Annotated in this window: 13 protein-coding genes and 1 pseudogene; 10 read left to right on the top strand and 4 right to left on the bottom strand. The window is 71.0% G+C overall.

Annotated elements, in window-relative coordinates; translation table 11 throughout:
- Positions 1-42: 42 nt before the first annotated feature.
- Positions 43-381, top strand: a pseudogene (locus tag SLUN_RS17240) (hypothetical protein); the annotation flags it as partial.
- Positions 382-440: 59 nt separating this feature from the next.
- On the opposite strand, the gene SLUN_RS17235 reads toward SLUN_RS17240, so the two are convergent.
- A complete protein-coding gene (locus SLUN_RS17235) occupies positions 441-1592 on the bottom strand; it encodes a flavin-containing monooxygenase (RefSeq protein WP_108149331.1) in 1152 nt (383 codons plus the stop codon).
- Between the two features lie 149 nt (positions 1593-1741).
- Here SLUN_RS17235 and SLUN_RS17230 point away from each other — a divergent pair, with 149 nt between their 5' ends.
- A complete protein-coding gene (locus SLUN_RS17230) occupies positions 1742-2191 on the top strand; it encodes a DoxX family membrane protein (RefSeq protein WP_108149330.1) in 450 nt (149 codons plus the stop codon).
- Positions 2191-2601, top strand: a complete 411-nt coding sequence (locus SLUN_RS17225) for a Zn-ribbon domain-containing OB-fold protein (protein WP_108149329.1) — start codon at positions 2191-2193, stop codon at positions 2599-2601. Before SLUN_RS17230 ends, SLUN_RS17225 begins: the two co-directional genes overlap by 1 nt.
- A gap of 42 nt (positions 2602-2643) precedes the next feature.
- Here the strand turns inward: SLUN_RS17225 and SLUN_RS17220 are convergent, their stop codons facing one another.
- Complete coding sequence (locus SLUN_RS17220; protein ID WP_108149328.1) at positions 2644-3312, bottom strand: pyridoxine/pyridoxamine 5'-phosphate oxidase; 669 nt, start codon at positions 3310-3312, stop codon at positions 2644-2646.
- A gap of 80 nt (positions 3313-3392) precedes the next feature.
- On the opposite strand from SLUN_RS17220, the gene SLUN_RS17215 reads away from it, so the two are divergent.
- On the top strand, positions 3393-4001 hold the full coding sequence (locus SLUN_RS17215) for a TetR/AcrR family transcriptional regulator (protein WP_108149327.1): 609 nt from the start codon (positions 3393-3395) through the stop codon (positions 3999-4001).
- Between the two features lie 30 nt (positions 4002-4031).
- On the opposite strand, the gene SLUN_RS17210 is transcribed toward SLUN_RS17215, so the two are convergent.
- Positions 4032-5210 carry a thiolase C-terminal domain-containing protein gene (locus tag SLUN_RS17210; protein ID WP_108149326.1) on the bottom strand — a complete coding sequence of 393 codons (1179 nt, stop codon included), beginning with the start codon at positions 5208-5210 and terminating at the stop codon, positions 4032-4034.
- Positions 5211-5246: 36 nt separating this feature from the next.
- Here SLUN_RS17210 and SLUN_RS17205 point away from each other — a divergent pair, with 36 nt between their 5' ends.
- Both SLUN_RS17205 and SLUN_RS17195 read left to right on the top strand, forming a co-directional pair.
- On the top strand, positions 5247-5618 hold the full coding sequence (locus tag SLUN_RS17205) for an iron chaperone (RefSeq protein WP_108149325.1): 372 nt from the start codon (positions 5247-5249) through the stop codon (positions 5616-5618).
- 153 nt (positions 5619-5771) lie between these two features.
- On the top strand, positions 5772-6977 hold the full coding sequence (locus SLUN_RS17195) for an acyl-CoA dehydrogenase family protein (protein WP_108149323.1): 1206 nt from the start codon (positions 5772-5774) through the stop codon (positions 6975-6977).
- Positions 6978-7409: 432 nt separating this feature from the next.
- Here SLUN_RS17195 and SLUN_RS17190 read toward each other — a convergent pair whose 3' ends face one another.
- The gene (locus SLUN_RS17190; protein WP_108149322.1) at positions 7410-8057 is read right to left on the bottom strand and encodes a TetR family transcriptional regulator; all 648 of its coding nucleotides are present in this window, start codon (positions 8055-8057) and stop codon (positions 7410-7412) included.
- Positions 8058-8313: 256 nt separating this feature from the next.
- Here SLUN_RS17190 and kbpA point away from each other — a divergent pair, with 256 nt between their 5' ends.
- From kbpA to SLUN_RS17170, 4 genes are all read left to right on the top strand, one after another.
- Positions 8314-9204 (top strand): AfsK-binding protein KbpA, encoded by an 891-nt coding sequence (gene kbpA / locus SLUN_RS17185; RefSeq protein WP_108149321.1) that lies wholly within the window; start codon positions 8314-8316, stop codon positions 9202-9204.
- Positions 9205-9304: 100 nt separating this feature from the next.
- On the top strand, positions 9305-9619 hold the full coding sequence (locus tag SLUN_RS17180; protein WP_108149320.1) for a hypothetical protein: 315 nt from the start codon (positions 9305-9307) through the stop codon (positions 9617-9619).
- Between the two features lie 195 nt (positions 9620-9814).
- Entirely contained in the window at positions 9815-12244 is a 2430-nt protein-coding gene (gene afsK / locus SLUN_RS17175) for a protein serine/threonine kinase AfsK (protein ID WP_108149319.1), read from the top strand.
- A 295-nt stretch (positions 12245-12539) separates the two neighbouring features.
- Entirely contained in the window at positions 12540-13028 is a 489-nt protein-coding gene (locus SLUN_RS17170; RefSeq protein ID WP_108149318.1) for a hypothetical protein, read from the top strand.
- The last annotated feature ends 94 nt before the right edge of the window (positions 13029-13122 follow it).

Here is a 13122-nt window from a genome sequence, read left to right as displayed (position 1 = left end):
CAGGCATGTGCCAACGGCACATCTCCCGCACCGGCCCGCACAACCACCGCTCTGCGGGACACACCGGAAACCATCGCCGACCCCATCGTCGAACTCACCGCACAAGGCCTGGGCAACCGCCCGGTCGCACAACAGTGGAGGAACCTGGTGGCTGTGGACCTTTCTTTCTACAAGTCCCCCCTCTCGGAAGAGATCCGGGACGAGGGCCGCGTCGAAAGCCGCGCCGAGGACATCCTGCTCGTCCTGGAGCAGCGGGGCATCGACGTCCCCGACAAGGCACGCGAGCGCATCACCGGCTGCGAGGACCCCGCGATCCTGCGCCGCTGGCTCGCCCGTGCCGTCACCTCCCCGGCCGCCGGGGAGATCTTCGCGGACGAATAGCCCGGCTCCGCCTTGCCGTCCCCAGGTCCTCACACGCGGCCGACCCTGGGGAACGGCGCTCAGCCCTTGGCCAGCGACTTGGCGATTCTGCGGGCGTCGATCGATATCTCGCGCAGCATCCCGCTGATCGGGTTGGTGAACCCGGTGAAGAAGAGCCCCGGCGCCTGCGCCGCCGCCCGGCCCCGGTGCGTCACCGGCCTTCCCCGCTCGTCCAGTACGCCGAGATGGCCCACCAGGCCTTCCAGCGCCCGGCGGTAGCCCGTCGCCGCGATCACCGTGTCCGGGGAGATGCGCGTGCCGTCCGCCAGTACCGCCTTGCTGTCCTCGAAGGCCTCCAGCGCCGCGACCGGCTCGACCTTCCCCGTACGGACCGCGTCGATCAGGCCCACGTCCTGGATCGGGATCGCACCCTGCCGCACGCGGGAGTACAGGCCCGTGTCCGGTCGCGGCAGGCCGTGTTCCGTGAGGTCGGGCACGGCGACCCTGCTCATGATCCCGCCCGCCCGGTCCACCAGGCGTACCGGCAGCCGGCGGACCAGGATGCCCGTTCGCTGGGCCGGCCAGCCCGCTGTCGATCGGCGCACGATGTGCGGGATCGTGCGGACGGCCAGCCGGACGCGCGCGGCGCCGCCCTCCACCAGGTCGACCGCGATCTCCGCGCCCGTGTTGCCGACGCCGACGACCAGTACGTCCTTGCCCGCGTACGGGGCGGCGTTGCGGTACTCGCCCGCGTGCAGCAGCTCGCCGTTGTACGAGTCCCGGCCCGGCCAGTCCGGCAGCGACGGGGTGTGGTTGTAGCCGGTGGCCACCACGACAGCCCGGCCGGTCAGCTCCCGGCCGCCCGTCGCGTGCAGCACCCAGTCGGGTCCCGAGGGTTCGATCCGGGAGACCTCGACCCCCGTCACGATCTCCAGCTCGTGGAACTCCGCGTACTTCTCCAGATACCGGATCACGTCGTCCCGCGACACCCACCGCCCGAACGACCGTGGCATCGCGAGTCCCGGCAGTGCGGACAGCCGCCGGGTCGTGTGCAGATGCAGCCGGTCGTAGTGGCGGCGCCACGAGGCGCCGACGGACTCGGACTTCTCCAGCACCACGGCCCGTACGCCCTCCTGCCGCAGCGCGGCGGCAGCCGCGAGACCGCCCGGGCCGCCGCCGATGACATAGACGGGCCGGTCGTTCGTGAGGTCGATGTCCTTTTCGTCGGGCATGAACCGTGAGCGTAATCGCACGATTACTTGATGGGTCTCAGTCAAGATGGCATTCAGTTGCGAATTGATCACGCCCGCACACCTCTTGCGCACAAGCTGCCCCATCCGCTGAACTGACGTACCGTCAGAAACGAAGAGAGGGGGTCCCGATGCAGACCATCTGGCTCACCGGTGCCGAATGGCTCGCCGTCCTCCGCATCGGTCTCGGCCTGTGGTGGCTGGAGAGCTGGCGCCACAAGGACAAGAAGGGCTGGTTCGAGCGCGGCACCGGCATCACCTGGGCGGCGGACGTCGCGGGCAAGCACAAGTGGCCGCTGGTGAGAACCGGCTTCGAGCGGGTGGTGCGGCCCCGCCCCAAGGTGATGGCGTACGTCGTCGTCTACGCCGAACTCGCCCTCGGTCTCGGCCTGATCGTCGGCTTCCTGACCCCGGTCGCCCTCGTCGGCGGACTGCTCCTCAATCTGCTCTATCTCGTCCTGATGATCCACGACTGGGCGGAACAGGGACAGAACGCCATGATGGCGCTCATATCCTTCGTCGCCCTCTTCGCCATGTCCTGGCAGGCCTGGTCCCTCGACAGTGCGATCGGCCTCTTCTGATGACCGCGACGCCCGAAGTCGACGATTTCACGCGCCCCTTCTGGGACGCCGCCGCCGAGGGCGGGCTGCTGATCCGCCGCTGCGGCGCCTGCGGGAGGGCGCACCACTATCCGCGCGAGTTCTGCCCGCGCTGCTGGAGCGAGGACGTGACCTGGGAGCGGGCGAGCGGCCGCGCCACGCTCTATACCTGGTCCGTCGTGCACCGCAACGACCTGCCGCCTTTCGGTGCACGCGTGCCGTACGCCGCCGCGGTCGTCGATCTCGCCGAGGGTCCGCGGATGATGACCGAGATCGTGGAGTACGCGGAGGAGGGGGAGCTGCGGATCGGCATGGAACTGGAGGCCACCTTCCGGGTCGAGGGTGACGGTGGGACGGCGGTGCCCGTCTTCCGTCCGGTGCGGAAGCCGTGACCGCGCGGTCGTGACCGGGCGGTCGTGATCGCGCGGTCCTGATCAGGGCCAGAGCAGTTCCGTCACCCAGCCGCTCTCCCCACGGCGGTAGCGCAGCCGTACGTGCCGCCTGCGCTCGTCCCCCTGGAAGAACTCGACCTCGTACGGCTCCAGCACATACGCCGTCCAGGTCGGCACAGGCGCATCCGGCTCGGCCTGCGCCCGCTCCCACGCGGCGTGCGAGGCGAGCGCCAACTCCTCCTGGGAGCCGAGCGCCTCACTCTGGTGACCGGTCAGCGCCGCGGCCAGCGCCCCCGTCGAGCGGGCATGCAGATCGGCCTGGCTCTCCGCCGACGCCCCCGCGCTCACCCGGCCGCGGACCCGGATCTGGCGGCCCTGTGCCGCCCAGTAGAAGCCCAGCGCGGCCTCGGGGCGCGCGGCCAGCTGCCGGCCCTTCGTGCTGGTGGCGTGCGACGCGAAGTGCCAGCCGCGCTCGTCCGCGTCGTGCAGCATCAGCGTCCGTACGTCGGGCCGTCCCTGGTCGTCCACGGTGGCCAGGGTCATGGTGTGCGGCTCGGGCTGACCGGCCGCCACGGCCTCTGCGAACCACCGGTGGAAGAGCGGCAGGGGTTCACGGGGTGCGGCCGCCGGGTCGAAGGCGGGAAGCGTGGTGTCCCAGACGCGCTGGGTGCGCAGCAGCGCCCGGAACGTCTCCTGCTGATCGTTGTCCATCCGGTCAGTCAACACGGTCCCGCCCTTAGTACTACGCTTGGAGTGGTATCAAGCGGGCGAGAGGACTCGAGGGACTACGGATGAGGCAGAACCTGGCCCGGCGCGCGGCGCTCGTCGACGCGGCCATCGAAGTGCTCGCCCGCGAGGGTGCGCGCGGTCTGACCTTCCGGGCCGTCGACGCCGAGGCGGCGGTCCCCACGGGCACCGCGTCCAACTACTTCGCCAACCGCGACGACCTGCTCACCCAGGCCGGGGGCCGGATCTACGAGCGGATGCGCCCGGACGACGCCACGATGGAGGCCATGCTCAGCGGCCCCGCCACCCGTGCGCGGACCGCGGAGCTGGTGCGCGACGTGGTGGAGCGCGTCTCGGCGTTCGGCACGGGCTACCTCGCTCTCCTCGAACTGCGTCTCGAGGCCACCCGCCGCCCTGCCCTGCGCGCCGTGCTCACCGCGCGCGTCAGCGAGGACGTCGAGGCCAATGTCGCGGGCCATCTGGAGGCCGGGCTGCCCGGTGACGCCGACGCGGTCAGGATGATCTATCTGGCGACCAACTGGCTGGTGGTGGAGCGCCTCACGCTGCCCGACGTCTTCCCCGGGAAGCAGGCGGGCGACCTGATCACGGCTCTGGTCGAGCGGCTGCTCCCGCCGGACGTTCCTCAGGAGGCGCAGGGGACGTACGGGACGTAGGAGGCGGTGCACGGATTCCGGTGTGGATCTTCAGCCGCGGCCCAGCACCACCGTCCCGGAGGAGCAGAACCAGCCTCCCGTCCCCGACGCCACCGCCAGCTCCGGAAGCCTGCCGCTGGCCTTGCGCACCTGGTGCCCGCCCGCCTCGCCGCGCAGCTGCCGTACCGCCTCGACCAGCAGGAACAGTCCGCGCATCCCCGGATGGCAGGCGGAGAGTCCGCCACCGTCGGTGTTCACCGGCAGCTCGCCGTCGCGCGTCAGCCGCCCCTTCCCGACGAAGGCGCCGCCCTCGCCCTTGGCGCAGAAGCCCAGGTCCTCGAGGGTCACCAGGGTCATATAGGTGAAGGCGTCATAGATCTCGGCGATATCCATCTCAGCCGGGGTGACACCCGCGCGCTCGAAGGCAAGCCGGCCGCTCACCGCCGCCGGGGAGACGGTGAAGTCCTCCCACTCCGACATCGTGGTGTGGGAGACGTACTCACCGGTGCCGAGGATCCACACCGGGTCCTTCGCGGTGTCCGGTACGTACTCCTCGGCCGCCAGCAGCACCGCGCAGCCGCCGTCGCTGCGGATGCAGCAGTGCAGCTTGGTGAAGGGGTCCGCGATCACCGGCCCGTCCAGCACCTCGTCGACGGTGATCGGATCGCGGAACATCGCGTCCGGGTTGGCGGCGGCGTTCGCCCGCGCCTGGACCGCCACCGATGCGAGCTGCTCCAGCGTCGTGCCGTACTCGTGCATATGGCGGCGGGCGGCCATCGCGTACTTGGAGATGAGCGTGTGCCCGTACGGGACCTCGAACTGGAGCGGTCCGCGGCCGCCGAAGGAGAGGTTGGAGGTGCGCCGCTTCGCCTTGATGTCGGCGCGGGCGGTCGATCCGTAGACGAGGAGTACTGCATTGGCGTGACCGGCCGCGATCGCGTCGGCCGCATGGGCCGCCATGACCTCCCAGGCCGCCCCGCCGACGGCGGTCGAATCCACCCACCTCGGCTTCAGGCCCAGATACTCGGCTACCTCGACCGGCGCGAGGGTGCCGAGGCCCGCCGAGCCGAAGCCGTCGATGACGGAGCGTTCGAGGCCCGAGTCGGCGAGTGCGCGGCGGGCGGCCTGGGCGTGCAGGGCGTAGGGCGTGGGGCCGTCGACGCGCCCGCAGTCCGAGAGGGATATGCCGACGATGGCGACTTTGCGCGGAGCTCGCGGAGTGGAAGGCATGAATCTGACGGTACATCAGATTGCTAGTATGGGGTCATGCCCAGAAGCACTGCCGAAGACGTCGACGGCTACCTCGCCGAGGTGGTGGATCAGGACCGGCTCACGGCCCTGATCCGGATCCGGGAGCTGTGCCGTACGGAGCTCGCGGAGTACGAGGAGGTGATGGCGTGGGGGCTGCCCTGCTACCGCCGCAAGGGCGGTGAGCCGGAGATCTCCTTCGCCAATCAGAAGCAGTACCTCTCCTTCTATCTGATGCGCCCCGACGTCCGGGACGACTTCGAGGAGCGGCTGGCGGACCAGGACATGGGTAAGGGGTGCCTGCGGTTCCGGCGCACGGAGAAGGTCGACTACGGACTCCTGCGGGATCTGCTGCGGGCGACCGCGGCGGCGCCGGGCGAGATCTGCTGAGTACTCCTGCGGCCACTCCTGCGGCCACTCCTGCGGCCACTCCTGCGGCCACACCTGCGGGCACGGCCGCGTGCATGCTTGCGTGCGCGCCTCTGGGCATCTCCCCTGTCCGCCCTTAATATGACGGCCCGTCAGATGGGGAGGAGCCCGCCGATGGACGCCGCCTTCACCGCCGAGCAGGACGAGATACGCCGGACCCTGCGCGAACTGCTGACCAAACGGTCGGGTCCGGACGAGGTCAAGGCCGCCGTCCGCACGGCCGCCGGGTACGACCGGGAGCTGTGGGCGCGGCTGTCCGAGCAGCTGGGGCTGCCGGGACTCGCCCTGCCCGATGTGTACGGGGGCGTGGGCTGCGGCCTCGCCGAGCTGGCCGTCGCCTGCGAGGAGACCGGGCGGGCGCTGCTGCCGTCACCGCTGCTCGCCACTGCGGGGCTCGCGGCACCGCTGATCACCGCGCTGGGCACGCCCGCACAGCGCGACGAGCTGCTGCCGCGCATCGCGAACGGCGCGCTGACCTGCGCGCTCGCCGTGCCGGGCGGCAGTCTCGCGCCGGCGCTCGCTCTGAGCGGCGACAACGCGTCGGGGGAGTGGGCGGGGGGCGGCCGGGCCGGCGGCGTACAGGCGAAGCCCGGAGATGCCGGGACCTGGCTGCTGTACGGGGAGGCCGGCCAGGTCCTCGACGGCCACAGCGCGGGGCTGCTGCTGGTGGCGGCCCATACGGGTGGCTTCGCCCGCAGCCGTACGCTCCTGTTCCTGGTCCGGGCGGATGCGGCGGGCCTGTCGCGTACGCGGCAGACCGCACTGGACGAGACACGGCCGCAGGCCCGGATCGAGCTGCGGGACTGCGCGGCCGAGCTGCTCGGCGCGGACGAGGCGGCGGATGTGCCGGGGGTGCTGGCCGCGGCAGGGGCGGGGGTCGCGACGCTGCTCGCGGCGGAGGCGGTGGGCGCGGCGTCCTGTGCGCTGGACCGGACGGTGGAGTACGTCAGGGGGCGAGAGCAGTTCGGCCGGGCGATCGGCTCCTTCCAGGCGGTGAAGCACCGGCTGGCCGATCTGTACGTACGCGTCCAGGCGGCCCGCTCGGCGGCGTACTACGCGGCGTGGGACCCGGCGGAGGGCGGGCTCGCCCTGGCGCAGGGCCTGGAGGCGCTGCGGGTGGTGGCGGGCGAGGCGGTTCAGCTGCACGGCGGAATCGGCTTCACCTGGGAACACGAGGCGCACCTCTACTTCAAACGGGCGGCCGCGGACGAGCTGCTCTTCGGCCCGGTGCATGCGCTGCGCGCCCATGCGGCCGAACGGGCGGGACTCTTCGCCGTGGGCGCGACCTCGCCTTCCGGCGACGGCGTGGTGGCGGTCTGATGGCTTCCGGCGTACGAGTGGCCCCGGCGTGCGACTGCCTCCGGTGCGGTGCCTTGTGCCTCGGCGTACGGGTGCGGGTTCTTGTCCGGTGCGGGTTCCGGGGCCCCTCCGGGCTCGACTCCTCGGGGTCGGCGGCATACAGGTCACTTGTCGCGTCACCCCGAACCTGCCGCCATCCCCTGCGGGGCCGACCCTGCACGGCCCCTCCCCACCAGGACGAGACAAGCCCGGCAGGCCAGGGTGTGCCCTGTCTTGCGCGGTGCGGGCTCCCGGTTCGCCGGTGGAAACCACCCACCGGACAGCAACCACCAACGCCCCCGGCCCACGGCAACCACATGACCGGGTGAGTCCGGAGACGGGAGCGCCGACGGGGCCACCATTGGTGGCCCCGTCGGCGTGACAGGACTTGGGGGTGCTCCGTCGCAGCCGCCCCTACTTCGTCGGCTTCTTGCCCGTGATGCCCAAATGCACCAACAGCGCCAGATTCGGCTTCAGTTCCGCCTGCTTCACACCCCAGGTCGTGAACCCCTTCTGGTGCGAGGCAACCGCCGCCAGCATGGCGACCAGTGAGCCCGCCATCGCCGCCGGGCTGATGTCCTTGTCGACCTTGCCCTTGGACTGGAGGTCCTTCACCGCGTCCGTAAGGGAGTTGGTGACGGAGTTCAGGATCTTCATGCGGATCTTGTAGAACCGCTTGTCGCCCTCCGCCGCGCCGAGGTCCACCACCCGCAGAATCGCGTCGTGGTGGCGCCAGAAGTCGAGGAAGCCCTCGACCAGCTCCTCCGAGGTCTGCCACCCGGCCTTGCCGACCCAGGAGCGCCCGGAGACCAGTTCGGTCAACCCCGCGCCCTCCTTGGCCATTTCCTCGGCGATCTCGAGGACCGCGCCCTCGACGTCCGGGAAGTACTGGTAGAAGGTCGCGGGTGAAGTGCCCGCCTTCCGGGCCACGTCGATGACTTTGACGTCCCGGTACGGCGAGGAGCTGAGCATCTCGCTGAGGCAGTCGAGCAGCTTCTGCCGCGTCGCCTGTCCGCGTCGTCCGGCCACTCGGCCGTCGACGGTACGTACTTGTCCTGTCATGCCGTCAGCTTACCGAGGGGTGATCGGCGCGCTATTCGGCCGACTGCAAATGGGGTGCGCCAATAGTCTTATCAACAGCCTGTGGAAAACTTCTGTGCACAACTCAACGAATCCTGGCCCTGCCCGTGGCTCCGGATCCTGATAATTGCCCAAATGTTCGATTTGGTTCCTGTGGCCTACCTGCGCCGCGCGCGATGCGCCGTTAGCTTGAGTGTGACGGGCGCCACATCCCGCTACAAGGGAAGGGACCAGGTCCATGGCCGGATTCGCAGAAGGCACGCCGTGCTGGGTGGACGCGGCGCTCCCTGATGTCGAGGCGGGCAAGCGCTTCTACGGCGAGCTGTTCGGCTGGACTTTCGAAGAAGGTGCGGGGGGCGACCCGTACGTCTACGCCTCCAGCGACGGCAGGCTCGTCGCCGCCCTCGTGCCCAAGAAGGACGGCCGGATGCCCACCGTCTGGGGCGTCTACTTCGCCACCCCGGACGCCGTCGCGCTCAGCAGGAGGATCGGGGAAGCCGGCGGCCAGGTGATCACCGAACCGCAGCCGGTCGGCACCGCCGGCCGCATCGTGGTCGCCGCGGACCCCGGCGGCGCGGTGTTCGGGCTCTGGCAGGCCGGCGACGAGGTCGGCTTCGAGAAGCAGGGCGAGCCGGGCTCCTTCTGCTGGACCGAGGTGTACACGCGCGACAAGGAAGCCGTCGATCCCTTCTACGAGTCGGTCTTCGGCTTTCTGGGGACGGACCTGCCCGACGCCTCCGTCGACTTCCGGATGTGGTCGCCCGCCGGTACGGGGCCGGGCGAGGACACCGCGATCGGCGGCCGCAGCGTGATCACCGACGCCTTCCCGGCCGAGATGCCCGGCCACTTCCTCATCTACTTCTGCGTCGAGGACTGCGACGCGACCGCCGAGACGGTCACCCGCCTCGGCGGCAGGGTCCAGGCGCCGCCCTTCGACATTCCGTACGGGCGTATCGCCGTGCTCGCCGACAATCAGGGCGCTTCCTTCGCCGTACTGGCGGAGCCGAAGTCGGAGTCCGGGCCGGATCCCGCGGCGGAGCCCGTATCGAAGCCCGAGCAGGAGCCCGAGCCCTCGGAGCCCGAGTCGGAGTCCGAGGGCGAGGGCGGGGACGAGCCGAAAGCGGCCTGAAACAACGGGAGTTGAGGCGGGCAATGGTCTAGACCTGAGAGTGGTGTCTGATCCATAGTGGTGGTCCTTCCCCCATCGTGAACACCGCGAAAGGACCCCCGTGCTCCGTACCAAGGCCGCCCTCGGCCTCGCCGCCTGCGCCGCCACAGCCGCCGGACTGCTCACCGCGACGCCCGCCACCGCCGCCCGTCTGCCCTGCCACCTCGCGGGCAGCGGTGACACCGCCTCCGCCCATTGCTACAGCGGCTCCTCCTACACCTGGCGGCTGGTCGTCGACTGCGACGACGTGAGCAACCCGAAGTGGCCTGTCCGCGTCAAGACCCTGTACGGGGCCTGGCACACCGGGGACGGCAGCGACTCGATCTCGTGCGGCAGCCCTCTGCGGGCCACCGGACGCCTGGAGGCGCGGCTCTGAACCAATCCGCCCCCCGGACCGTGCCCGAAACCGGGTGAGACACCCCGATCCGCCCCCGGGTTCGCAACTGTCGCCTCCGACAGGAAGAATCAGGGTGCGCACCGCTGAGGGTCTCGGCGGTGAGAAGCTTCCGGGGGCTGTGTGTGACGGGCTCCATTTCTTCTGGGGCCCGTACGGGGAGGTGGCAGGCAAGTGATGGAGCAGCTGACGCAGCATGACCCGAGACGGATCGGTCCGTTCGAGGTGCTGGGCCGGCTCGGTGCCGGCGGCATGGGACTGGTCTATCTCGCGCGCTCGGCGTCCGGTCGTCGCGTGGCGATCAAGACGGTGCGTACCGAGCTCGCCGAGGACCAGCTGTTCCGCGTCCGCTTCACCCGCGAGGTGGAGGCCGCCAGGGCCGTCAGCGGTTTCTACACGGCGGCCGTGGTGGACGCCGACCCGCGGGCGGCCGTGCCCTGGCTCGCCACCGCGTACGTGCCTGCCCCCTCCCTCGAAGAAATAGTGAATGAGTGCGGGCCGATGCCGGCCCAGGCGGTGCGCTGGCTGGCGGCCGGCATCGCCGAGGCGCTGCAGTCCATCCACGGCGCGGGTCTGGTCCACCGTGACCTCAAGCCGTCGAACGTCCTGGTCGTGGAGGACGGGCCGCGGGTCATCGACTTCGGCATCGCGTCCGGCGTCTCCAACACCCGGCTGACCATGACCAATGTCGCCGTGGGCACACCTGCGTACATGTCGCCGGAGCAGGCGCGCGACTCACGCAGCGTCACCGGCGCGAGCGATGTCTTCTCGCTCGGCTCCACCCTGGTCTTCGCGGCCACCGGGCACGCCCCCTTCCACGGCGCGAATCCGGTCGAGACCGTCTTCATGCTGCTGCGCGAGGGCCCGGACCTGGCGGGGCTGCCCGACGAGCTCCGGCCCCTGATCGAGTCCTGTATGCAGATGGAGGCCGTGCGGCGGCCCACGCCCGAGGATCTGCAGGCGCAGCTCGCCCCGCATCTCTTCTCCTCCGGCAGTGACGACAGCGGCACCGCGTCCGCATGGCTGCCGACGCGGGCCACCGCGATGATCGAGCAGCGCCGCGGCGGGCGGCCCCCGGCCCCGGCCCCGGCACCGGCGCCGCGCCCGGTGGAGCCCACCCCTCCGCCTCTTCGGCCGCCGCCGCATCCGCCCCGGCCGGACTGGGACTCGGCCTGGCGGGGCGGCAGCGACCCGCGTACGGGTCAGGCCGCACCGTCACCCGCGGCCGTATCGGCGCCCGCCGCGGCCGGACCGGTCCGGCTGTCCGGCTCCAAGGTGCCGATCGGTCCCGGCCCCCGTGTCGCCGACGCGGGCCGCGGCGCGGTCGTCGAGGCCGGTCCCGCGACCGGCTGGGTCCGCCCGCCCGGCGGGCTGAACGGCGCGGAGGCCCCGACCAGCGCCGTGCCGCCGCCCGTGGCCGCGCCCGTGCCGCCGCCCGCCTCGCCCCCGGACGGGGGCGGCGGGCACTGGCGGCCGTGGCGCTTCCGGATGTCGAACGACGTCTGGGGCACCCCGGTGGTGGCCGGGGAGCTGCTGTACGTGACCTCCTTCGAGGTACACGCCCTGGACGTGGGCAGCGGCCGGCGCCAGTTCAAGACCAGGGACGTGGCGTGGGCGATGGCCGTCGCCGGGGGCCGTATCCACGCCTCGGACGGCCCGTCGCTGTACGCACTCGACGCGACGAGCGGCCAGGAGCGCTGGCGGCTCCAGACCGACGCCTGGGTGTACTCCCTCAAGGTCGACCGCGGCACGGTCCTCACCGGGACACGCGGCGGCGGCGTACAGGCCTGGGAGGCGTCCAACGGCGAGAAGCTGTGGGAGACGACCGGGGCCCAGACGGACTTCGAGACGCCCGAGGCGGGGCCCGCGATCGTCGACGGCACGGTGTACGTGTGGAAGGACGCGCGGCTGCGCGCGCTGGATGCCCGCACGGGTCTCGAGCGGTGGTCGTACCCGATCGGCGACGCGGCGTCCTGCGGCAATGTGCCGGTACGGGTGCATCCCGCGTCCGACGGCTGTGTCTATGTCGCGGCCGGCACCCGCGTACTCGCCATCGACATCGCAAACGGCCTGGTGCGCTGGCACTTCGAGTCGCCGGCGGTCTTCCTCTCGCCGCCGGTCTTCGCACCGGGTCCGGCGGTGACGGGCGGCGGTGTCTATCTCGCCGACTATCTCGGCACGGTGTACGCCCTGGACGCCACGACAGGCAAGGACCGTTGGCGCATCGCCACGGAGTCGCGCCAGTCCATCGAGCCCGTTCTGGTCGCGAACGGCAACGTCCATGTCGGCAGCGGCAGCGCGCTCTACACCCTGGACGCGGTGACGGGCACGCCGATGTGGCGGTTCGCGGCGGGCGGCGAGGTCATCGGTGCCCCGGTGGTCGCGGACGGCCGGGTCCACTTCGGCTCCGCGGACCATGTGCTCTACACGCTGGACGCGAGCGGCGGCCAGCTCCGCTGGAAGCTCGCGACGGGCGGTGAGATCACGGGTTCGCCGGTGGCGCAGGGCGGGGTGGTGTACGCGTGCAGCAAGGACCGCTGTGTGTACGCACTGGACGCGGTCAAGGGCACGGCCACGGGCCGGGGCGCTCCGGGCGGCGGGCGCTAGGCCGACCGGGGCCCTCTCGCCCCGATGGCGGCCCGTGGGCAGCGGGCGTAGCGTCGTGATCGAGACGGCCGCCGTTACAGCCCCTTCCGTGACTGGTACGACGGCCGTCACGCATGCCCCCTGTTCGCGACTGCTACCGTGAGCGGCGCGATTGTCAGGTGCATTTAAACAGCCGAGGCGCTGCTCGACGACTGAGCGGAGATCAATCGCTGTTAGGGTGACGTGCGCTCGTCAACCGAGCGCTCTGCGCTTGCCCTATGGGCTGAACACTCAAACTTTCAACGGGGGTTGAAACGTGAAGATCCGTCATGTCCGCGCCATCGCCGTATTCGGCATCGCCATCGTCGCCCTGACCGGAGCCCGTGGCTCGCACGGTGGGAGCTGTGGCGGCGGGAGCAGCAGCAGTAGCCACGGCAGTGGCGACAACAACACCACCACGTCGGGCGGTACCACCGGCTCCGTGACCGGCGGCTCCAGCGCCAACAAGGCCGAGCGCGACGTCAGGATCGACGAGTGCGGTCTCGACGCCACGGGCAAGAACCTCACCGCGAAGATCACGGTCACCAACAGTGACTCGCTGGCGTACAAGTACGACGTGAGCCTGCAGTTCAAGGGCGACCTCGGCGACACGAACGTCAGTGTCGCGACCGCCAAGGTGGATGCCCTTCAGGTCGCGGCGGGGGCGTCGGCGACGGGCAGCGCGAGCACGGCGTACACGGGCTCGGGCGACGGCTCCGAGTACAAGAAGTGCGAGGTTGTCAGCGCGACCCGGACGGCGAGCTAGGGCCCCCCGGACCCCGCGCCTCAATCGCCGGCAGGGCTGGATTGTGCCCGGCACATCAAGCCCGTCCGGCGATTGAGGACACGGCCGGAGGCCG

The sequence above is a fragment of the Streptomyces lunaelactis genome (genome assembly GCF_003054555.1).
GTDB lineage: Bacteria > Actinomycetota > Actinomycetes > Streptomycetales > Streptomycetaceae > Streptomyces > Streptomyces lunaelactis.
The sequence above is the reverse complement of the archived record's forward strand: the minus strand, read 5'-3'. Positions and strand labels throughout refer to the sequence as shown.